We start from the raw sequence: 22,224 nt of genomic DNA, 5'->3' as shown, positions 1-22,224 counted from the left end.
AGTGCCGCCGGAAGCCCGCAGCCGGTGGCGCGAGGCGGCGCTTACGTCCGGTACTCGGCGTTGATCTTCACGTACTCGTGGGACAGGTCGGTGGTCCAGATGGTTTCGCTGCAGTCGCCCCGGCCCAGCTCGATGCGGATGCCGATCTCCGCCTCGGCCATCACCGCGGCGCCCTGCTCCTCGGTGTAGGTCGGTGCACGGCCGCCCTGCCTGGCGATGCAGACCTCGCCGAGGAAGACGTCGATCCGGCTCACGTCGAGCTGCGGCACACCGGCGCGGCCGACGGCGGCGAGGATGCGCCCCCAGTTCGGGTCGGAGGCAAACAGCGCAGTCTTGATCAGCGGCGAGTGGGCCACGGCGTAGCCAACGTCCAGACACTCCTGATGGGTGGCACCGCCGTTGACCTGCACGGTGACGAATTTGGTCGCGCCTTCGCCGTCGCGGACGATGGCCTGGGCCACCTCCATACTCACCTCGAACACCGCCTGCTTCAGCTTGGCGAACAGCTCGCCCTTCGCTTCGCGGATTTCCGGCAGCGCCGCCTGGCCGGTGGCGACCAGCATGCAGCAGTCGTTGGTGGAGGTATCGCCGTCGATGGTGATGCGGTTGAAGGACTTGTTCGCCGCATCGCGCAACAGGTCCTGCAGCACCGGCTGGGCGACCCTGGCATCGGTAGCGATGTAGCCGAGCATGGTGGCCATGTTCGGACGGATCATCCCGGCGCCCTTCGAGATGCCGGTGACGGTGACGGTCACCCCGTCATGCACGAACTGCCGGCTGGCGCCCTTGGGCAGGGTGTCAGTGGTCATGATGGCTTCGGCGGCGACCGCCCAGTTGTCGACCTTGAGATCGGCCAGAGCGGCCGGTAGCGCGGCCTCGATCTTCTCCACCGGCAGCGGCTCGCCAATCACCCCGGTGGAAAACGGCAGCACCGCCCCTTCATCGACCCCGGCCAGCTCGGCCAGGCGGGCACAGGTATGTGCGGCAGCCTGCAGGCCTGGTTCGCCGGTGCCGGCGTTGGCGTTGCCGGTATTGGTCAGCAGGTAACGCACGGTGCCCTGCACGCGCTGTTTGGCGAGGATCACCGGCGCCGCGCAGAAGGCATTGAGGGTGAACACCCCGGCAACCGTGGAGCCTTCGGCACAGCGCATCACCACCACATCCTTGCGCCCGGGGCGCTTGATGCCGGCGGAGGCGATGCCGAGTTCGAAACCGGGGACCGGGTGCAGGATGGGCAGAGGGCCAAGACCGACAGCCATGAAGGGCTCCTTCGTATAGATTCTGTTGAGTGAGCGTACCGGGGGTACGGGGAACGGGCGGAAAAACGCCGCGCCCGGTCCGACCGGGCGCGGCGCTGCGGACGCGGCTTTGCGCATTCCGAACCTGCTGCGTCGAAACGCAGCCTGACAACTCTAGTTGAGCTGCCCGTGGCAGTGCTTGTACTTCTTGCCGGACCCGCAGGGACAGGGCTCGTTGCGCCCGATTTTCGGCTCGGGGCGCACCGGCACGGCGCCCGCCTGGGGCTCCTCGACGACCTCAAGGTCGCCGTCCTCCGTCTGCGGGGCCAGGGCCGAAGCAGTGGCATGCTGGAACTGCATGCGCCGGGCCAGGGCCTCGGCCTCGCGGCGCAGACGCTCCTCTTCCTCGGCCGGATCCTCGCGGCGGACCTGCACATGGGAGAGCACGCGGATGGCATCGCGCTTGATCGACTCGAGCAGGGACTGGAACAGCTCGAAGGACTCGCGCTTGTATTCCTGCTTGGGATTCTTCTGCGCGTAGCCGCGCAGGTGGATGCCGTGGCGCAGGTGATCCATGGTCGACAGATGATCCTTCCACAGGTCGTCCAGCACGCGCAGCAGGATCTGCTTCTCGAAGGTGCGCAAGGCTTCGGCGCCAGCGATCTCCTCCTTCTCCCGGTAGGCCGCCAGCAGCGCTTCGAGGATGCGCTCGCGCAACGCCTCCTCATGGAGCCTGTCGTCCTCGTCGAGCCACTGCTGCAACGGCAGCTGCACGCCGAAATCACCCTGCAGGGCGGCTTCCAGACCGGCGATGTCCCACTGCTCGGGCAGCGACTGCGGCGGAATGTGCTGGTCGATGGCGGCGCCCAGCACCTCCTCGCGGAATTCGGCGATGGTTTCGCCGATGTCCTCGGCCACCAGCAGGTTGTTGCGCATATGGTAGATTACCTTGCGCTGCTCGTTGGCCACGTCGTCGAATTCGAGCAGTTGCTTGCGCATGTCGAAGTTGCGCCCCTCGACCTTGCGCTGGGCCTTCTCGATGGCATTGGTCACCATGCGGTGCTCGATGGCCTCGCCGGACTGCATGCCGAGCGCCTTCATGAAGTTCTTCACCCGGTCGGAGGCGAAGATGCGCATCAGATTGTCTTCCAAGGACAGGTAGAAGCGGCTGGAGCCCGGGTCTCCCTGGCGGCCGGACCGGCCGCGCAGCTGGTTGTCAATGCGCCGGGACTCATGGCGCTCGGAGGCGATCACATGCAGTCCGCCGGACTCGATCACCTGCTGGTGGCGCTTCTGCCAGTCGGCCTTGATCTGCGCGACCTGCTCTTCGCCCGGCTCACCCAGCGACGCGACCTCGACCTCCCAGTTGCCGCCGAGGAGGATGTCCGTACCCCGGCCGGCCATGTTGGTGGCGATGGTCACCGCACCGGGACGACCGGCCTGGGCGATGATCTCGGCTTCCTTCTCGTGATACTTGGCGTTGAGCACTTGGTGCGCAATACCTTCCTTCTTCAGCAGCAGGGAAACGTATTCGGAACTCTCGATCGAGGCGGTCCCAACCAGAACCGGGCGCCCCTGGGCCTGGCACTCCTTGATGTCGACGATAATCGCCGCGTACTTCTCTTCCTGGGTCAGGTAGACCAAGTCGTTGAAGTCCTTGCGCGCGATCGGCCGGTGGGTCGGAATCACCACCACGTCGAGGCCGTAGATCTGACGGAACTCGAAGGCCTCGGTGTCGGCGGTGCCGGTCATGCCGGCGAGCTTGTGGTAGAGGCGGAAGTAGTTCTGGAAGGTGGTCGAGGCCAGAGTCTGGCTTTCTGCCTGAATCGGCAGCCCCTCCTTGGCCTCGATAGCCTGGTGCAGCCCCTCGGAGAGGCGGCGACCGGGCATGGTCCGGCCGGTGTGCTCGTCGATCAGCAGCACCTGGTTGCCCTGCACGATGTACTCGACGTTGCGATGGAACAGGACGTGCGCGCGCAGGCCTGCATAGACATGGGTCAGCAGCGGCAGGTTGTGGGCGGAGTAGAGGTTGTCGCCCTCGGGCAGCAGGCCGACGCGGGTCAGCAGCTCCTCGATGAACTGGTGGCCCTGCTCGTTCAGCTCGATCTGCCGGGTTTTCTCGTCGACGCTGTAGTGCCCCTCCTGGGTGACCACGCCCTCCTCTTCCTCGATATGGCGCTTCAGCTGCGGAATCAGGGCGTTGATCTGCAGGTACAGCTGGGAGCTGTCCTCGGCCTGGCCGGAAATGATCAACGGCGTGCGCGCCTCGTCGATCAGGATGGAGTCGACCTCGTCGATCACCGCATAGTTGAGTTCGCGCTGGAACTTGTCCTCCAGGCTGAAGGCCATGTTGTCGCGCAGGTAGTCGAAGCCGAACTCGTTGTTGGTGCCGTAGGTGATGTCGGCAGCGTAGGCGGCGCGCTTCTCCTCCGGCGGCTGGAAGGGCGTGACCACGCCGACGGAAAGACCGAGAAACTCGTACAGCGGGCGCATCCAGTTGGCGTCGCGGCGGGCCAGGTAGTCGTTCACCGTCACAACGTGCACGCCCTTGCCGGCCAGAGCATTGAGATAGACGGCCAGGGTCGCCACCAGGGTCTTGCCTTCACCGGTGCGCATCTCGGCGATCTTGCCTTCGTGCAGAACCATGGCACCGATCAGCTGCACATCGAAGTGGCGCATACCCATCACCCGCTTGCCCGCTTCGCGGGCGACGGCGAAGGCCTCCGGCAACAGCTGGTCGAGGGTTTCGCCCTTGCCGAGACGCTCCCTGAACTCCTCGGTCCTGGTGCGCAGCTGCTCGTCCGTCAGCGCCACCATCTGCTCTTCGAGGGCATTGATCGCCCGCACGGCTCGACGCATGCGTTTGACTTCACGATCGTTCTTGCTTCCAAAGAGCACTCTCAACAAAGGCGCAAACATATCGACAGGTTCTTCCTCACATATGAATGGAGAGCGGGCACGGGGCCGACCCGGCAGCCGAAGACGGCCGCAATGGGAAAAGGGGCATTCTACTCGTAAACCCGCCCGGCAAGAAAAGCGGCATCATGCAGCATAGGATCGGCCACACGCCAAAAATGCCAAGGGCCGCATGCTGGGCGCAAGCATGACCATCAACTCCCGGAGCCGGACCGGAGGAGGTATGGGATCTGCTACCATGGGCATCCGCAGCCTCAGGCCAACCACCATGACCTTTCGCCCCTTGCCGGCCCAGGCCCCTGCCGCGCTGTTGCGCCAGGCCAAGCCACTCAAGTCACTGTTCAGTCAGGCACAACAGCTGGCCCAGCTGCAGCGGCTGCTCGACAGCCAGCTGCAACCTGCCGCACGCGGGCATTGCCATGTGGCCTCGTGGCGCGAAGGCTGCCTGCTGCTGATCGTCACCGACAGCCAGTGGGCCACCCGGCTGCGCTACCAGCAACGCCGCCTGCAGCGTCAGTTGCTGACCTTGGAGGCGTTCCGGGGGCTGACCAGGATTCTCTTCAAGGTGCAGCCGCCCATGCAGACGGGGTCCTCATCCAGCCGCACGATCAAGCTGTCCCCGGCCGCTGCTGAAAGCATCCAGACTGCCGCCGAAGGCATCGACGACCCCAGGCTCCGCGCCGCCCTGGAGCGGCTGGCCCGGCATGCCCAGCCCGAGTAGCCAAAAGAAAGGCCACCGGCAGGTGGCCTTGATAAGGAAAAGGAAAAAGGGAAAAAACGCCAGGTTCAGACAGCTGCCACAGGGCGCATGTAGGAGATGGGAGCAGTCGAAGAGTCCTCGAAGGTGACAACCTCCCAGGCATCCTTCTGTTCGAGCAGAGTGCGCAGCAGACGGTTGTTCAGGGCATGCCCCGACTTGTAGCCACGAAATTCGCCGATCAGGCTGTTGCCCAACAGGTAGAGATCGCCAATGGCGTCGAGGATCTTGTGCTTGACGAACTCGTCCTCGTAGCGCAGGCCATCTTCATTCAGCACACGATTCTCGTCGACCACGATGGCGTTATCCACGCTGCCACCGAGCGCCAGATTGTGCGAACGCAGGTATTCGATGTCGCGCATGAAACCGAAAGTTCGTGCACGACTGACTTCCTTGACGAACGAGGTGCTGGAGAAGTCGACGCTCGCCGTCTGGGTGCGACCGCGGAACACCGGGTGATCGAAGTCGATTTCGAAGCTCACCTTGAAACCGTCGAACGGCAGGAAGACGGCACGCTTGTCGTCTTCCTCCACCGCTACCTCACGCTTGATGCGAATGAACCTCTTGCAGGCTTCCTGCTCCTGCAAACCTGCCGACTGGATCAGAAAGACGAAGGGACCGGCACTGCCATCCATGATCGGCACTTCGGACGCTGAGAGTTCGACGTAGGCATTATCGATCCCCAGACCAGCCATGGCCGACAGCAGATGCTCCACTGTATCTACCTTGACTTCACCCTTGACCAGCGTAGTGGACATGGTGGTTTCACCGACGTTTTCGGCCCTTGCGGGGATGTCCACCACCGGATCGAGATCGATACGCCGGAACACGATCCCTGTGTCGACGGGGGCGGGCTTCAGGGTCAGGTAAACCTTTTCCCCCGAGTGCAAACCCACTCCCGTGGCACGGATAATGTTCTTCAGGGTGCGTTGTTTGATCATGGCTTGGCCGCTAGCAGTTGCGAATCTTTTTCAATAAACAGCAGAAATAATAGCAGAACCGATCTTTGCTGGACACCAATCAAAGCAATACCCCTGATAAATACAGTCAATCAGCCTGGCGACGCAGGAAGGCCGGAATGTCCAGATAATCCAGATCGTCCTGCGGGTTGAGCTTGGCAGCCGTGGCACTGGCGGCATGGCTCTGGCGCTGTACGGTGGGACGCTCGTAGTCCTTGTAGTTCACCGTCTGATCGCCACGCGGCGCGGCGGGGGCGCTGGTAGCGCTGGCCGGCTGCAGGGTGTTGTCAACCACCTTCATCGGCTTTTCGGTACGTGCCCCCAGACCAGTGGCGACCACGGTCACATGCAGTTCGTCGCGCATATCCGGATCGATCACGGTACCCACCTTCACCATGGCCTGATCGGATGCGAACTGCTCGATGATGTTGCCCACATCGGAGTACTCGCCCAAGGACAGATCGGGGCCGGCGGTAATGTTCACCAGGATGCCGCGAGCGCCCTGCAGGTGGACGTCTTCCAGCAGCGGGTTGCGGATCGCCGCCTCGGTGGCCTCGCGGGCACGGTTCGGGCCGCTGGCACAACCGGTCCCCATCATGGCCATGCCCATCTCGCTCATCACGGTCTTCACGTCGGCAAAGTCGACGTTGATCATCCCGGGACGCTTGATGATGTCGGAGATGCCGCGGACTGCGCCGGCCAGCACGTCATCGGCCTTGGCGAAGGCGGACAGCAGACTAGCATCCTTGCCGAGGATGGTCAGCAGCTTCTCGTTGGGAATGGTGATCAGCGAATCGACGTGCTCGGCCAGCAGGCGGATGCCCTCCTCGGCAACCTGCATGCGCTTGCGCCCTTCGAACGGGAACGGACGGGTCACCACGGCCACGGTCAAGATGCCCAGCCCCTTCGCCACCTCGGCGATGACCGGTGCCGCGCCGGTACCGGTACCACCGCCCATGCCGGTGGTGATGAACACCATGTCGGTGCCCTGCAGCACCTCGGCGATACGCTCGCGGTCTTCCATGGCAGCTTCGCGGCCGACCTCGGGATTGGCGCCGGCGCCCAAGCCCTTGGTCACCCCCGAACCCAGCTGCAGTACAGTTCGTGCAGTAATGTTCTTCAGTGCCTGGGCATCGGTATTGGCGCAGATGAACTCGACGCCCTCGATGTTGGTGGCCGCCATGTGATTCACGGCGTTGCCGCCACCACCACCGACACCAATAACCTTGATCACTGCACTTTGCGGAACGTTGTCTACGAGCTCGAACATATTCCCTCTCCTTTCCTTTTCTTTTTTACTGCCTACTGCCGTTGTCAGAAGTTGCCCTGGAACCAGCGCTTGAGTCGCTCCAGGACAGATGGCTTGGTGTCTTCGCTGTAACTGCCGGAACCGGACAGAGGCACGCCATCGGCCTGTTTCTGCAGTCCGTAGAGCAGCAGCCCCACCCCGGTGGAATAGATCGGATTGCTGATCACATCATCCATTCCCCTGACGCTGTGCGGCACGCCCAGACGTACCGGCATGTGGAAAATCTCCTCGGCCAGCTCGACGGCCCCTTCCATCTTCGCCGAGCCCCCGGTGAGAACGACGCCGGCAGGGATCAGATCCTCGTAGCCACTGCGCCGCAGCTCGGCATGAATCAGGCTGAATAGCTCGTCGTAACGGGGTTCGACCACCTCGGCCAGAGCCTGGCGGGAGAGCTCCCGCGAGGGACGCTCGCCAACGCTGGGAACATTGATGGTTTCACCGGCACCAGCCAGCTTGGCCAGGGCGCAGGCATAGCGGATCTTGATTTCCTCGGCATACTGGGTCGGGGTGCGCAACGCCATGGCAATGTCGTTGGTGACCTGATCGCCAGCTATCGGAATCACCGCGGTATGGCGGATTGCCCCCTCGGTAAAGATGGCGATATCGGTGGTACCGCCACCGATGTCCACCAGGCATACGCCCAACTCCTTCTCGTCCTCGGTGAGCACCGCATGGGCCGAAGCCAGCTGCTCGAGGATGATGTCGTCCACCTCCAGATCGCAGCGGCGCACGCACTTCTCGACGTTCTGCGCCGCGTTCACCGCGCAGGTCACCACGTGCACCTTAGCCTCCAGGCGCACGCCGGACATGCCCAAGGGCTCGCGCACGCCCTCCTGGTTGTCGATCACGTAGTCCTGCGGCAGGGTATGCAGCACCCGCTGGTCCGAGGGAATGGCCACCGCCTGGGCCGCATCCAGGACGCGCTCCAGGTCGGCCTGACTGACCTCGCGATCACGGATGGCGACAATCCCGTGTGAGTTCAGACTGCGGATATGGTTCCCCGCCAGGCCGACGAAGGCCGAGTGAATCTGGCAGCCAGCCATCAGCTGGGCCTCCTCCACCGCCCGCTGGATGGACTGTACGGTGGATTCGATATTCACCACCACACCCTTCTTCAAGCCCCGCGAAGGATGGGAACCGATTCCGACGATTTCCAGCCGGCCATCGGCCGCCACCTCGCCTACCAAGGCCACCACCTTGGAGGTACCGATGTCGAGACCAACGATCATCTTGCCACTCTGCGCGCTTGCCATATTTGTCTATCTGCTCCTCAACTCAGTGCACGGCGGCGGGTTCGGCCCCCGCCGTGGGCGCGACCGGCTCTCGCCACGCCACGGCAAGGCCGTTGGCATAGCGCAGATCGATACGCGCGATATTCGCGTTCTGCTCTTTCAGGGCCCGCTCGTAGATGGCGCTGAAGCGGCGCATCTTGGCGAGCAGATGATCACGCCCGAGCAACAACTCGATGCCCTGGGTGGTGGTGACGTACCAGCTGCCACGCTCGCGCAGCTCCAGACGGGCGATGGAGAACCCCAGCGGCCTGAGCAACTGGTTGAGCACATGATATTGCTGCATCACCTTTTCCTGCGCCTGCTGGGGACCGGCCAGCTGCGGCAGGTGCTCGTAGTGAGATACCTCGCTCGGAGCGAAGGCCTCGCCCTGGTTGCTCAGCAACGCCTCGTCGCCCCAACGCGCTATCGGCAGCTGCTCCTCCAGATGGACCACCAGCCGATCCGGCCATACACGCCGCACTTCGGCCTTGGCGATCCAGGACATGCTCTCAAGCTCGCTGCGGATGCCGGCCAGATCGACACTGAAGAAGCTGGCCTGACGGAAGGGTGCGATGCGATCGAGGACTGCCTGGCTGCTGACATAGCTCAGATGCCCCTCGAGCTTGACGTCGGCGATCGGCTGGTCTGCATAGGGCATCAGGCGCAGCCCCAGGAAATAGCTACCGGCCCCGAGGGCTGCCAGCAACAGCAAACCACCCAGCTTTTTCAACAGGCTCATGCCCAGCTTCGACAGACGTGCCGACACGGGCGGCTTGGCCACCATGCGGCTAGCCCCCCGACGCGCCGGCATGCGCCCCGCGCCCGGCTGCCGATGACGAAGCATGGTGCCGTACATGGCTTACCCCCTTGCCGCGCCGCTGTCGGCCAAGACCGCCAGCACCAGCTGCTGGAAATCCAGTCCGGCAGCGCGGGCCGCCATTGGCACCAGACTGTGGTCGGTCATGCCCGGCACCGTATTGACCTCGAGCAGCCAGAAGCGGCCTTCGGCGTCCTGCATCACATCGACCCGGGCCCAGCCCTGTACGCCCACAGCCTCGCAGGCGCGAGCGCACAGTCCCTTCAGCTCCTCTTCCTTGCCGGAATCAAGTCCGCAGGGAATCCGGTACTGGGTATCCGAAGCCATGTACTTGGCGTCGTAGTCGTAGAAGCTGTGCGGCGTGCCCAAACCGATCGGGGGCAGCACCTGGCCGCGCAGCAGGGCCACGGTGAATTCCGGCCCCTGGATCCACTGCTCGACCAGCACCTGGGGATCGTAGGTGCGGGCGGCCTGCCAGGCGGCGATCAGCTCATCGATGCCGTTCACCTTGGCCATGCCGATGCTGGAACCCTCGTGGGCCGGCTTGACGATCAGCGGGAAGCCGAGAGCCTGCGCGGCCGCCCGGCAGTCGGCCTCGCTGGCCAGTACCGCATGGCGCGGCGTCGGCAGCCCCAGACTCTGCCAGACCTGCTTGGTGCGCAGCTTGTCCATCGCCAGGGCCGAGGCGAGGACGCCACTGCCGGTGTAGGGAATGCCGGCGCACTCGAGCAGGCCCTGCATGCTGCCATCCTCGCCACCGCGGCCATGCAGGACGATGAAGGCGCGGTCGATCCGCTCGCGGCTCAGCCGCTCGAGCAGGTCATCGCCGACGTCGATGCCGAAGGCATCCACCCCGGCGCTCTGCAGCGCTTCCAGCACGGCCTGGCCGGACTTCAGGGAAACTGCGCGCTCGGCGCTCTTGCCACCGAACAGCACGGCGACACGACCGAAGGCTTGCGGGGCCAATGTGGATTGCAGGGCGTGAGTCATGGCATGTCCCTCTGGGCGACCGCTTCGGGCGAGCCGCCGAACAACGGATTCTGGAGCAGTTGCGGCGCCAGGCCGCCGATGTCGCCGGCTCCCTGGCAGAGCAGGATGTCACCGGGGCGCAGCAGCGGCTTGAGCAGCGGCGCGATATCCGCACCACGCTCGACGTAGATCGGGTCCAGCTGGCCGCGCTGGCGGATGCTGCGGCACAGGTTGCGGCTGTCGGCACCGGGTATCGGCTCCTCGCCAGCCGGGTAGACCTCCATCAGCAGCAGCACGTTGGCATCGGACAGGACCTGAACGAAGTCCTCGTAGAGGTCGCGCGTCCGGGTGAAGCGATGCGGCTGATAGACCATCACCAGGCGACGCTCCGGCCAGCCGCCGCGGACCGCCTTGATCACCGCGGCGACCTCGCGCGGGTGATGACCATAGTCATCGACCAGCATCACGCCGCCGCCGTCGACCTGCAGTTCGCCATACACCTGAAAGCGCCGACCGACGCCCTGGAAGCCCGACAGCCCCTGGACGATGGCGGCATCCTCGATACCCTCGTCGCAGGCGATGGCGATGGTGGCCAGGGCATTCAGCACGTTGTGCACCCCAGGCATGTTGACCGACACCTCGAGCGGCGCGCGCCCCTGGCGCAGCACGGTGAAGTAGGTATGCATCCCCTCCTGGCGGATGTCGATGGCGCGCACGTCTGCATCCTCGCTGAGGCCGTAGGTGATCGTCGGGCGCGCGACCTGGGGCAGAGTCTCGCGCACCACCGGGTCGTCCACGCAGAGCACCGCCAGACCGTAGAACGGCAGGTTGTGCAGGAAATCCACGAAGGTCTTCTTCAGCCGGCTGAAGTCACCCTCATAGGTATCCATGTGGTCGGCGTCGATATTGGTGACCACCGCTACCAGGGGCTGCAGGTGCAGGAAACTGGCATCACTCTCGTCGGCCTCGGCAATCAGGTAGCGGCTGCTGCCGAGCTGAGCATTGGTGCCGGCGGCATTCAGCCGGCCACCGATGACGAAGGTCGGGTCCAGCCCGCCGGCAGCGAACACCGAGGCGATCAGGCTGGTGGTGGTGGTCTTGCCGTGGGTACCGGCCACGGCAATGCCATGCCGGTAGCGCATCAGCTCGGCGAGCATTTCCGCCCGAGGCACCACCGGAATGCGCCGCTCCAGGGCAGTCGCCACTTCCGGGTTGGAGCTGTTCACCGCACTGGAAACCACCAGCACGTCGGCGCTGGCGGCATTCTCGGCGCGATGACCGATGTAAATCTGTGCGCCGAAGCTTTCCAGGCGCGCGGTGACTGGCGAAGCCTTGAGGTCGGAGCCGGAGACTTCGTAACCGAGGTTCAGCAATACCTCGGCAATGCCGCACATGCCGACCCCGCCGATACCGACGAAGTGAATGCGCCCGATGCGGCGCATGCGGCGGATTTCGGCCTGAATCGCGTCCTTGGACTTAACCACGCGCCACCTCCAGGCAGATATCCACGACCGTGCGGGTTGCATCGGGTTTGGCCAGGCGGCGGGCACTGGTGGCCATGCTTTCGAGTCGTTCGGGGTGCATCGATACCTCGGTCAGACGCGCGGCCAGATCGGCAGCCGCCGTAAATGCTTGCGGCAGCAGGAAGGCCGCGCCTTCCCGCGCCAGATAATCGGCATTGCGGGTCTGGTGGTCGTCAATGGCATGGGGCAGCGGCACCAGCAGCGCCGGCAGTCCGGCGGCCGCCAGCTCGCTCACGGTCAAGGCGCCGGCACGACAGACCACCAGGTCGGCCCAAGCATAGACGCGGGCCATGTCCTCGACGAAGGGCACGACTTCGGCCTCGACTCCGGCCTCGCGGTAACGCTCGGCGGTGATCTCGTGGTGCTGTCGGCCAGCCTGATGAAAGATCTCCGGCCGCTGCCCAGCAGGGATCAGTGCCAATGCCGCGGGCAGCAACTTGTTCAGGGGCTCGGCGCCCAGGCTGCCGCCCAGGACCAGCAGACGCAGCCTGCGCCCCTCCAGGGGCTGGCGCGGCAACTCCAGAAACAGCTCGGGGCGCACCGGATTGCCAGTGGTACGCCGCTTGTCGGTGACGCCGAAGGTATCCGGGAAGGCTTCGCAGACCCGGCTGGCGAGTGGCGCCAGTGCCCGGTTGGAGGTGCCGGCCACGGCATTCTGCTCGTGGATGATCAGAGGCACACCAGCCAGCTTCGCCGCCACACCGCCAGGGCCGGTGACGAAGCCCCCCATGCCCAGCACGCACACCGGGCGCAGCTCGCGCATGACCCGACGGGCCTGGAACAGAGACTTCAGCAGCTGGAAGGGGGCCTTGAGCAGAGTCGCCAGCCCCTTGCCACGCAGCCCGCCAATCTGGATCCGATGCAGCGGCAGCCCGGCCGAAGGCACCAGCTCGTTCTCGATTCCCCGCGGTGTGCCCAGCCAGTGCACGGCATAGCCACGGGCCTGGAATTCGCGGGCACAGGCCAGCGCCGGGAACACATGTCCCCCGGTACCGCCGGCCATGATCAATACGTTAGCGCCCATCAGCTTGCTCCTCGTGGTCCTCGGCGAAATCCTCCTCGCTGAACCGCGCATTCTCGTTGCCCAGCTGGGTGCGACGCTCCCAGTCCAGACGCAACAGCAGGCCCAGGCTGACGCAGCAGATCACCAGCGAGCTGCCGCCATAGCTGAGGAAGGGCAAGGTCAGGCCCTTGGTCGGCAGAAGACCGACGTTCACCCCGATATTGATGAGGAACTGGCCGATCCACAGGAAAGCCAGTCCATAGGCCACATAGGCCGAGAAGTAGTGCCGGGCCTTCTCCGCCCACAGTCCGAGATAGAGAGCACGCACGCAGACGAAGGTGAACAGGCCGAGGGTGGCCAGCGCACCGAACATACCCAGCTCCTCGGCCAGCACGGAGAAGACGAAGTCGGTATGCGCTTCCGGCAGGTAGAACTGTTTCTGCACACTGTTGCCGAGCCCGACGCCCAGCCATTCCCCGCGCCCGAAGGCGATCAGCGCCTGGGTCAGCTGGTAGCCGGCGCCGAATTGGTCGGCCCAGGGATCGGTAAAGGTGATCAGTCGTTGCAGGCGGTATTCCTGGGTCTGCACCAGCACGAACACCGCCGCGATGGCGGCGGCGGCCAGCAGGATGAAGCGGAACAGGCCGACCCCACCGAGGAACAGCATGGCCGCAGCAGAGCCCAGCATCACCACGGTGGCGCCGAAGTCCGGCTCCAGCAGCAGCAGTCCAGCCAACGGAATCAGCACGATGATCGGCTTGATGAAGCCGATCCAGCGCCGGCGCACCTCATCCTCGCGGCGTACCAGATAGCCGGCGAGGTAGATCACCACGAACAGCTTGGCGATCTCCGAGGGCTGGACGTTGAAGGCGCCGAAACCGATCCAGCGCATCGAGCCGTTCACCTCGCGACCGATGCCCGGAACAAGCACGAGGATCAGCACACCGAAGGCGGCCAACAGCAGCTTGCCGCCCATGCTCTGCCAGGTTTCCAGCGGTACCAGCATCACCACGCCGCCGGCGACGATGCCAATCAGCAGATACACCAGGTGACGGACCATGTAGTAGAAGGTGTTGCCGGCCTGCACCGCCGCCACTTCGGAAGATGCCGAGGTGATCATCACCAGCCCCAGACCGAGCAGCGTCAGACAGCCCGCCAGCATCGGGAAATCGACATCGAAGCCGCGCCGGCTGAACAGCGGCGACGGATAGGGACGCAGCAAGGCAAGCATCAGGAGAGCGCCTCCACCGCCCGGGCGAACAGCTGTCCGCGCTCTTCGAAGTTTCGGAACATGTCCAGGCTGGCACAGGCTGGCGACAGCAGCACGGCGTCACCGGCCTCGGCCAGGGCAGCCGCGCGCTCGACCGCCTCCTCCAGCGTCCTCACCCGGACCAGCGGCACGACACCCTCCAGCACTGCGGCAATACGCTCGGCGTCGCGGCCGAGCAGAATCACCGCGCGGCAGTGTTCGGCGACTGGCTGGCGCAGGCTGGAGAAATCCGCGCCCTTGCCGTCGCCACCGGCAATCAGCACCAGCTTGCCGACGATGTCCGCGCCCAACCCCTCGATTGCGGCCAGCGCGGCACCGACATTGGTGGCCTTGGAGTCGTCGTAATAGCCGACCCCCCGCAATTCCCGCAGCCACTGGCAGCGGTGCGGCAACCCGGCAAAGCCCTTCAGGGAGTCCAGCATCGGCGCGAACGGCAAGCCGGCCGCATGGCCCAGCGCCAGTGCCGCCAAGGCATTGGCCTGGTTGTGGGCACCGCGGATCTTCAGCTCGCGGACCGGCAGCAGCGCCTCGAACTGGAAGGCCAGGTGCTTCTCGCCGCTTTCCTCGAGCAGGCCGAAGCCCTTGAAGTCCGGCTTGCCGAGACCGAAGGACCAGCACGGCAGTTGGTCGGCGACCAGCGGGCGGGACAGCGCGTCGTCGCGGTTCACCACCACCTGGTGGGCACCACGAAAGATGCGATGCTTGGCCAGGTGATAGGCCTGCAGATCGGCATAGCGATCCATGTGGTCTTCGCTGACGTTGAGGCAGGTGGCCACCTCGGCATTCAACCGTTCGGTCGTCTCCAGCTGGAAGCTGGAGAGTTCCAGCACGTACAGCTCGACGCTGTCGTCCAGCAGGTCGAGGGCCGGCGTGCCCAGATTGCCGCCCACCGCCACGCGCCGGCCGGCCGCACGGGCCATCTCGCCGACCAGGGTGGTCACAGTACTCTTCGCGTTGGAGCCGGTGATGGCGACGATCGGCGCCCGGGCATGCCGGGCGAACAGCTCGATGTCGCCGGACAACTTCACCCCATGCGCCGCCGCAGTCTGCAGCGCCGGCGTGGCCAGTGCCAGCCCCGGACTGACGTAGAGCTCGCTGGCTCGGCAGAGAAAGTCCACGTCCAGCGGGCCGCAGTGCACCTCGACCTGCGGGTAGTCGCGCCGCAGCGCAGCCAGCTCCGGGGGATTGGCGCGGGTGTCGACCACGGCAAAGTGTGCACCCTGGCGGGCCAGGAAGCGCACCAGGGACATGCCGCTCTTGCCGAGACCGACGACGATGCGGAACTGGTCGGAAGCGATCAGGCTCATGTCCCGGTCCTCAGCGCAGCTTCAGGGTCGCCAAGCCTATCAGCACCAGTACCACGGTGATGATCCAGAAACGCACGATCACCCGCGGCTCCGGCCAGCCTTTCAGCTCGAAGTGGTGGTGGATCGGCGCCATGCGAAACACGCGCTTGCCGGTGAGTTTGAAGGAGGCGACTTGGATCATCACCGACAGGGTTTCCATGACGAACACCCCGCCCATGATGAACAGCACCACTTCCTGGCGGACGATCACTGCGATGGTGCCGAGCGCCGCTCCCAAGGCCAGCGCGCCGACGTCGCCCATGAAGACCTGCGCCGGATAGGTGTTGAACCAGAGAAAGCCGAGGCCGGCGCCAATCAGCGCACCACAGAACACGATCAGCTCACCGGCCCCTGCCACGCTGGGAATCAGCAGGTATTCGGCAAAATTCACGTTGCCGGACAGGTAGCAGAAGATTCCCAGGGCGCCACCGACCATCACCGTGGGCATGATCGCCAGGCCGTCGAGGCCGTCGGTCAGGTTCACTGCATTGCTCGAGCCGACGATGACGAAATAGGTCAGCACGATGAACGCAGCCCCAAGGGGAATCTCGATGGTCTTGATCAGCGGCAGGATCAGGGTGGTCTCGACCGGGGTTTGTGCAGTCATATAAAGGAAGAGCGCAGCGCCAAGGCCGAAAACCGACTGCCAGAAGTACTTCCAGCGGCTCGGCAGGCCACGAGAGTTTTTCTCGATCACCTTGCGGTAATCGTCAACCCAGCCGATGGCGCCGAACAGCAGAGTTACGGCCAGCACGACCCAGACGTAGCGGTTGGACAAATCCGCCCAGAGCAGGGTGCTGATAGCGATAGCGGACAGGATCAGCGCGCCGCCCATGGTCGGCGTACCCTTCTTCGACAGGTGCGATTGTGGACCGTCGTCGCGCACCGCCTGACCGATCTGGCGAATCTGCAGGGTCCGGATCATCCAGGGGCCAAGGCACAGAGCCAGGATCAGGGCGGTCAGCACCCCGAGAATCCCGCGCAGTGTCAGGTACTGGACGACCGCGAAACCGGTATGGAACTGTTGCAGATACTCTGCCAGCAGCAGCAGCATTTAGTGAATCTCCTCGCTGGAACCGCAGAGAGCCGAGACGATCTTGTCCATCGCCGCACTTCGCGAACCCTTGATCAGAATGGTGGTATTGGGATGCTGCTCGCCGCGCAGGGCCTCGAGCAGGGTGGCCTGGTTGGCGAAATGCCGGCCGTTGTCTCCGAACGCCGCGACCGCATGCGCCATCAGCGGCCCGACGGCATATAGGGCATCGACCTTGCCGGCAGCATAGGCGCCCACCTGACGGTGGCCCTCCTCCGCCCACGCGCCCAGTTCGCCCATGTCACCCAAGGCCAGGACGGTGCGTCCGGAAAAGCCGGCGAGTATATCGATAGCCGCGCACATTGACGCGGGGTTTGCGTTGTAGCTGTCGTCGATCACCCGCATGCCGTTCGGCGCAAGCTGCGCCACGGCGCGCCCCTTGACCGGTTGCAGGCTCTCGAGCCCGGCCTGGATTCCGACCAGCGGCATACCCAGGGCATGAGCCGCAGCAGCGGCCGCCAAAGCATTGGCCACATTGTGCCGACCGAGCAGATTGAGCTGGATACGCGCCTCACCGGCGGGCCCCTGCAAGGTGAAAGCCGGGCAGCCACGGGCGTCGGGCTGGATATCCCTGGCCCGAAAATCGGCATCGCCATCGTCCAGAGCAAAACTCAGCACGCGCCGCTCGCCAGCACGCCGCTGCCAGGTGGCGAACGCCCGATCGTCGCGGTTGAGCACGGCGATACCGCCGGCCGGTAGTCCCTCGAGGATCTCGCCCTTGGCCTCGACGATCCTTTCCGGTCCGCCGAACTCACCGACGTGGGCCGTGCCAGCATTGGTGATGATCGCCACCTGCGGACGGGTCAGGCCGACGGTGTAGGCGATCTCACCGACCCGCGAAGCGCCCAGCTCGATCACCGCACCGACATGCTCGGGCGCCAGCTCCAGCAATGTCAACGGCACACCCAGGTCGTTGTTCAGGTTGCCGCGGGTAGCCAGCACCGGGCCACGGGTGCGCAGGATGCTGGCGAGCATTTCCTTGACCGTGGTCTTGCCGCTGGAGCCGGTCACCGCGGCCAGCGGGCCGCTGTAGGCCTGGCGGTTGAAGCCTCCCAACTGGCCGAGGGCAAGCCGGGTATCGGCCACCTGCAACTGCGGCAGTCCCGCTTCCGGCATCGTGCGCTGAACCAGAGCGGCCACTGCCCCCCTGGCAGCAACCTCGGCAAGAAAGGCATGACCATCGAAACGCGGCCCGACCAGCGCGACGAACAATTGCCCCGGGCAAATCGCCCGGCTGTCGGTACCGACCGAATCGAAAGCCACATCGCCCCCTACCAGGCCCCCCCGCAACAGACCGGCGACTTCGCTCAGATGCAGAGCCTTAAGCATGGGCCGCCTCCCAGGCGCTCAGAGCCTTGGCGGCCTCTTCAATGTCGGAAAAAGGCTGGCGCACGCCATTGATCTCCTGGTAGTCCTCGTGTCCCTTGCCGGCCAGCAACAGCACGTCGCTCGCCTCGGCATTGGCGATCAGGTGGGCGATGGCCTGGCCGCGCCCATGCAGGTAGGCGACCTTTTCCGGTGCGTCAATGCCGCTGCGGATATCGGCAAAAATCTGTTCGGGAGATTCGCTGCGCGGATTGTCGTCGGTGACCAGCACCTCGTCGGCCAGCCGCTCGGCAACCGCCGCCATCAACGGGCGCTTGCCGCGATCGCGGTCGCCGCCACAGCCGAACAGGCACAGCAGCCGCCCGCGGACATGAGGGCGCAGCGCCTCCAGCACCTTCTCAAGGGCATCCGGGGTATGGGCATAGTCCACCACCACCAGCGGTCTGGTGCCGCCACCCAGGCGCTGCATGCGCCCGACCGGCGCCTGCAGCTGCGGCATGACGCGCAGAATCTCGTCCAGCGCGTAATCCAGTCCCAGCAGCGCACCGACCATGGCCAGCAGGTTGCTCAGGTTGAAGCGGCCCAGCAGCGGGCTGTGCAGCAACCCTTCTCCCTGAGGGGTCACCACCTCGGCTCGCACGCCCCGCTCGTCGAAATGCACCCAACGACAGTGCAGCTGGGCGGAGCGATCCTCCAGGCTATAGCCGATCAGACGGGAGGACTGCGTCTCTTGGGCCAGCCGGCGACCAAAGGCGTCATCTAAGTTGAGCACCCGGCAACGCAGGCCGGGCCAGGCGAACAACTGGGCCTTGGCCGCGCCATAGGCGTCCATGGTGCCGTGGTAGTCCAGATGGTCACGCGACAGGTTGGTGAAGACCGCCACATCGAAATCCAGCGCCGCCACCCGCCCCTGTTCGAGACCGTGGGAGGAAACCTCCATGGACACGGCACGGGCACCGGCCTGCTTCAGCCTGGCCAGGGTCGCTTGCACGCCAAGCGGATCGGGAGTGGTATACCGGCCACTTTGCAGATCGCCGTGAAAACCATTTCCCAGAGTACCGATGATGCCGCAACGCTCGCCGAGCAGGTCCAGAGCCTGGGCCAGCAACTGGCTGACACTGGTCTTGCCGTTGGTGCCGGTCACACCGATCAGGCACAGGGCTCGGCTTGGCTCGCCATAGAAGCGTCCGGCGATCGCTGACAACTGCCCCGCCAGCCCCCTGATCGGCACCAGCGGCACGCCATTGCCGGCGGGCACCGCTGCACCCTCGGCCTCATAGGCCACGGCAGCCGCACCCCGGGCGAGCGCATCGCCGATATGGCTGCGGCCATCCTGCCGACCGCCGGGAACCGCGAGGAACAGATCGCCCGGACGCACCTGGCGGCTGTCCAGGGTCAGCTCACGGATCAACACCGCGCTCTCGGCCTGGGGCAACAGTTGATTGAGGGGCATGGGCATCAGATACGCTCTCCTGGGCCAAGTGCTTCCTTGTCGGCCGTCTTCGTCTCGACCGGTGGCGGCAGGTTGTCCGGCGCCACGTTCATCAAACGCAGCGCGCCGGCCATGACCCTGCCGAACACCGGCGCCGAAACAAGGCCACCAAAATAGGTGCCGTTGCTCGGCTCGTCGATCACCACGGCCATGGCGATGCGCGGGTTGCTGGTCGGAGCGAAGCCGGCAAATAGCGAGCGATATGACTTTTCCTTGTAGCCCTTGGCGCCCACGCTGGTCTTGCGCGCGGTACCACTCTTGCCCGCGACGTGATAACCCGGCACCTTGGCGCGGAACGCACCGCCCGGCGCCTCGACGACCTGTTGCAGCATGCCCTGAATGCTCTTGGCGACACTCGGGGAAATGACCTGGACGCCCTCCGGCTGATGCTCCTGCCGAGCCAATGCCAGCGGTACCGAGCGTCCATCGTTGGCCAAGGTGCCATAGGCATGGGCCAACTGCACGGCCGTCACCGAGAGACCGTAGCCGTAGGACAGGGTGGCCGTCTCCGCCTTGCGCCATTCGCGGTGGTTGGGCAGGTTGCCCACCCGCTCGCCGGGAAAGCCCAGGCCGGTATCCTGGCCAAAGCCGACGCGTTGCATAAGCGAGTAGATGGATGCACCACCGATATCGAAGGCCACCTTGCTCATGCCGACATTGCTTGACTTGATCAGGATGCCGGTCAGGTCCAGCACACCGCCCTCGGCGCGTGACACATCGCGAATGGTATAACGCCCGATCTGCAACCTTCCCGGAGCCACCTCCACCCTATCTTCCGGCTTCCAGCGTCCGGTTTCCAGCGCGGCGCTCATGGACAGCGGCTTCATCGTCGAACCGGGCTCGAACACATCGACCAGGGCACGATTGCGCATGGCCGCGGGGTTAAGGTTGCGTTTGTTGTTCGGGTTGTAGGTCGGCTGGTTGACCATCGCCAGCACTTCGCCAGTTTTCACATCGAGCATCACCAGGGTACCGGCCTTGGCGCCGACCTCGGTGATGGCGTTGCGCAACTCGCGATGTGCCAGGTACTGCAGACGCAAATCAATGGACAGTTCCAGTGTCTTGCCGGCCTTGGCATTCTGCACCACCTGCACATCCCGGATCAGACGGCCACGACGGTCCTTGAGCACCTGCCGCTTGCCAGGCACGCCGGCCAGCCACTCGTCGAAGGCCAACTCCATGCCCTCGCGACCGCGATCGTCGATATCGGTAAAACCAAGCACATGGGCAGTGACCTCACCCGCCGGGTAGAATCGCCGGAACTCTTCCAGTGCATAGACGCCCGGAATCTTCAGATCCAGTACGGCCTGCCCCTGCTCGGGGGTCAGCCCCCGAGCCAGATAAGTAAACTCGCGCCCAGCCAGTTGCTCCAGACGCTCGGTCAGCGCTTTCGCATCCTGGCCCAGAGCCTTGGCCAGAGCGGCCCACTGATCGCGCGCACCGATCAACTCCTTCGGATTACCCCACAGGGTGGTGACTGGAGTACTGACTGCCAGCGGCTCGCCGTTGCGATCGGTGATCAGCCCGCGATGCGCAGGAATGGGGATGTGCCGCATGCTGCGCGCATCGCCCTGCCCCTTGAGAAAATCATGGTCGAAGACGTGCAGGTCGATGATGCGCCAGGCGATGGCAGCCACCATCAGCGCCAGAAGAATCAGCACCAGACGGAAACGCCAAGGATAGAGTGCGCCCTCAAGCTTCATCATGGGGACACCAGCCGCACTTCTGCCGGGTCGGGAATACGCATCTTCAAGGTTTCGCTGGCCAAGGCCTCGACCCGGCCGTGCGCGGTCCAGGTGCTCTGCTCGAGAATCAGCCGCCCCCACTCGGCTTGCAGCTTGTCACGCTCGCTCAACTCGCCATACAGGGCATTGAGCAGTTGACGGTTCCAGTAGGCGCTGTAGGACACCGCGATGGCAGAAAACAGGGCGGCAATGAAGAGCACCAGCATCAGCACACTGCCGGCTGGCATGGCCTTGTCCGATATGCGCGTCATCGAAGCTTCTCCGCCACACGCATGACCGCACTGCGGGCACGCGGATTGGCCTTGATTTCGGACTCGGAAGCGTATTGGGGCTTGCCGATCAGCTTGAAGCGCGGCTCGAAGGCAGCCGGACGAATCGGCAGATCGCGCGGCAGCTTGTCCGCCTCGCCCTTGGCCTGGCGACGCATGAACTGCTTGACGATGCGGTCCTCCAGCGAATGGAAGCTGATCACCACCAGACGACCGCCGACCTCAAGCGCCTCCAGCGCTGCCTCGAGCCCCTGCTCAAGATCGCCAAGCTCATTGTTGATATGGATACGCAAGCCCTGGAAAGCACGAGTCGCCGGATTCTTGCCCTTCTCCCAGGCAGGGTTGGCGACTGCCAGCACTTGCGCCAGGTCGGCAGTGCGCTCGAACGGCCTTTCCTGGCGACGTTGCACCACGGCCTGCGCCATGCGTCTAGCGAAGCGCTCTTCACCATAATCCTTGAACACGCGGGCAATTTCCTCGACAGAGGCCTTGGCCAGCCATTCGGCTGCGCTCACGCCACGCCCCGGGTCCATGCGCATGTCCAGCGGACCATCGTTGAGAAAGCTGAAACCACGCTCGGGATCGTCCAGCTGCGGCGATGACACCCCCAGATCGAACAGCACACCACCGACCTTGCCGATCAGCCCGCGTACTTCCAGTTCGTCCGCCAGTTCGGCGAAACTGCGCTGCACAACGACAAATCGCCCATCCTCGGCAGCCAGTGCCTGCCCGGTGGCGATCGCCTGAGGATCCTTGTCGAACCCCAGCAAGACGCCATCCGGCCCGAGACGCCCGAGGATCAGCCGGCTATGCCCGCCCCGCCCGAAGGTGCCATCCAGGTAGCAGCCGTCTGCGCGGACGGACAGGGCATCGACCGCCTCTTCGAGCAGCACGGTGATATGGCTGAAGCCGCTATTCATA

The 22,224-nt window shown here is 64.8% G+C and carries 18 protein-coding genes; 1 reads left to right on the top strand and 17 read right to left on the bottom strand.

The genetic code is table 11. The features are described from left to right. Positions 1-41: 41 nt before the first annotated feature. Both argJ and secA read right to left on the bottom strand, forming a co-directional pair. A complete protein-coding gene (argJ, locus tag EV691_RS05245) occupies positions 42-1,259 on the bottom strand; it encodes a bifunctional glutamate N-acetyltransferase/amino-acid acetyltransferase ArgJ (RefSeq protein ID WP_131300238.1) in 1,218 nt (405 codons plus the stop codon). Between the two features lie 153 nt (positions 1,260-1,412). Further along, complete coding sequence (gene secA / locus EV691_RS05240) at positions 1,413-4,157, bottom strand: preprotein translocase subunit SecA (protein ID WP_131300236.1); 2,745 nt, start codon at positions 4,155-4,157, stop codon at positions 1,413-1,415. 265 nt (positions 4,158-4,422) lie between these two features. Here secA and EV691_RS05235 point away from each other — a divergent pair, with 265 nt between their 5' ends. Then, positions 4,423-4,875 (top strand): DciA family protein, encoded by a 453-nt coding sequence (locus EV691_RS05235; protein WP_131300269.1) that lies wholly within the window; start codon positions 4,423-4,425, stop codon positions 4,873-4,875. A 65-nt stretch (positions 4,876-4,940) separates the two neighbouring features. Here the strand turns inward: EV691_RS05235 and lpxC are convergent, their stop codons facing one another. The 15 genes from lpxC to rsmH all read right to left on the bottom strand — a co-directional run bounded on the left by lpxC (position 4,941) and on the right by rsmH (position 22,223). Further along, positions 4,941-5,852, bottom strand: coding sequence for a UDP-3-O-acyl-N-acetylglucosamine deacetylase (lpxC, locus tag EV691_RS05230; RefSeq protein WP_089167438.1), 912 nt, complete (start codon positions 5,850-5,852; stop codon positions 4,941-4,943). 106 nt (positions 5,853-5,958) lie between these two features. After that, entirely contained in the window at positions 5,959-7,140 is a 1,182-nt protein-coding gene (gene ftsZ, locus EV691_RS05225) for a cell division protein FtsZ (protein WP_131300235.1), read from the bottom strand. 44 nt (positions 7,141-7,184) lie between these two features. Next, positions 7,185-8,432, bottom strand: a complete 1,248-nt coding sequence (gene ftsA / locus EV691_RS05220; protein WP_039805576.1) for a cell division protein FtsA — start codon at positions 8,430-8,432, stop codon at positions 7,185-7,187. A gap of 22 nt (positions 8,433-8,454) precedes the next feature. Further along, positions 8,455-9,306 carry a cell division protein FtsQ/DivIB gene (locus EV691_RS05215; RefSeq protein WP_131300233.1) on the bottom strand — a complete coding sequence of 284 codons (852 nt, stop codon included), beginning with the start codon at positions 9,304-9,306 and terminating at the stop codon, positions 8,455-8,457. Positions 9,307-9,309: 3 nt separating this feature from the next. After that, on the bottom strand, positions 9,310-10,257 hold the full coding sequence (locus EV691_RS05210) for a D-alanine--D-alanine ligase (protein WP_039805578.1): 948 nt from the start codon (positions 10,255-10,257) through the stop codon (positions 9,310-9,312). Then, the gene (gene murC, locus EV691_RS05205; protein ID WP_131300231.1) at positions 10,254-11,720 is read right to left on the bottom strand and encodes a UDP-N-acetylmuramate--L-alanine ligase; all 1,467 of its coding nucleotides are present in this window, start codon (positions 11,718-11,720) and stop codon (positions 10,254-10,256) included. Before murC ends, EV691_RS05210 begins: the two co-directional genes overlap by 4 nt. Then, entirely contained in the window at positions 11,713-12,783 is a 1,071-nt protein-coding gene (gene murG, locus EV691_RS05200) for an undecaprenyldiphospho-muramoylpentapeptide beta-N-acetylglucosaminyltransferase (protein ID WP_131300229.1), read from the bottom strand. The genes murC and murG overlap by 8 nt, the downstream gene beginning before the upstream one ends. Next, positions 12,773-13,993, bottom strand: a complete 1,221-nt coding sequence (gene ftsW / locus EV691_RS05195) for a putative lipid II flippase FtsW (RefSeq protein WP_131300227.1) — start codon at positions 13,991-13,993, stop codon at positions 12,773-12,775. The genes murG and ftsW overlap by 11 nt, the downstream gene beginning before the upstream one ends. After that, complete coding sequence (murD, locus tag EV691_RS05190; RefSeq protein ID WP_131300225.1) at positions 13,993-15,339, bottom strand: UDP-N-acetylmuramoyl-L-alanine--D-glutamate ligase; 1,347 nt, start codon at positions 15,337-15,339, stop codon at positions 13,993-13,995. The genes ftsW and murD overlap by 1 nt, the downstream gene beginning before the upstream one ends. Before the next feature lie 10 nt (positions 15,340-15,349). Then, the gene (gene mraY / locus EV691_RS05185; protein ID WP_039805583.1) at positions 15,350-16,432 is read right to left on the bottom strand and encodes a phospho-N-acetylmuramoyl-pentapeptide-transferase; all 1,083 of its coding nucleotides are present in this window, start codon (positions 16,430-16,432) and stop codon (positions 15,350-15,352) included. Then, positions 16,433-17,800, bottom strand: a complete 1,368-nt coding sequence (locus EV691_RS05180) for a UDP-N-acetylmuramoyl-tripeptide--D-alanyl-D-alanine ligase (RefSeq protein ID WP_131300223.1) — start codon at positions 17,798-17,800, stop codon at positions 16,433-16,435. Further along, the gene (locus tag EV691_RS05175; RefSeq protein ID WP_131300221.1) at positions 17,793-19,256 is read right to left on the bottom strand and encodes a UDP-N-acetylmuramoyl-L-alanyl-D-glutamate--2,6-diaminopimelate ligase; all 1,464 of its coding nucleotides are present in this window, start codon (positions 19,254-19,256) and stop codon (positions 17,793-17,795) included. The genes EV691_RS05180 and EV691_RS05175 overlap by 8 nt, the downstream gene beginning before the upstream one ends. After that, the gene (locus EV691_RS05170) at positions 19,256-20,995 is read right to left on the bottom strand and encodes a peptidoglycan D,D-transpeptidase FtsI family protein (protein ID WP_131300219.1); all 1,740 of its coding nucleotides are present in this window, start codon (positions 20,993-20,995) and stop codon (positions 19,256-19,258) included. The genes EV691_RS05175 and EV691_RS05170 overlap by 1 nt, the downstream gene beginning before the upstream one ends. After that, entirely contained in the window at positions 20,992-21,285 is a 294-nt protein-coding gene (gene ftsL, locus EV691_RS05165) for a cell division protein FtsL (RefSeq protein WP_089167428.1), read from the bottom strand. The genes EV691_RS05170 and ftsL overlap by 4 nt, the downstream gene beginning before the upstream one ends. After that, positions 21,282-22,223 (bottom strand): 16S rRNA (cytosine(1402)-N(4))-methyltransferase RsmH, encoded by a 942-nt coding sequence (gene rsmH / locus EV691_RS05160; RefSeq protein ID WP_089167427.1) that lies wholly within the window; start codon positions 22,221-22,223, stop codon positions 21,282-21,284. Before rsmH ends, ftsL begins: the two co-directional genes overlap by 4 nt. Between the last annotated feature and the right edge of the window lies 1 nt (position 22,224).

Source organism: Azotobacter chroococcum (genome assembly GCF_004339665.1).
In the GTDB taxonomy this organism is placed as follows: Bacteria; Pseudomonadota; Gammaproteobacteria; order Pseudomonadales; family Pseudomonadaceae; genus Azotobacter; species Azotobacter chroococcum.
Note: the sequence above shows the minus strand (reverse complement) of the source record. Positions and strands in the feature narration are given on the sequence as shown.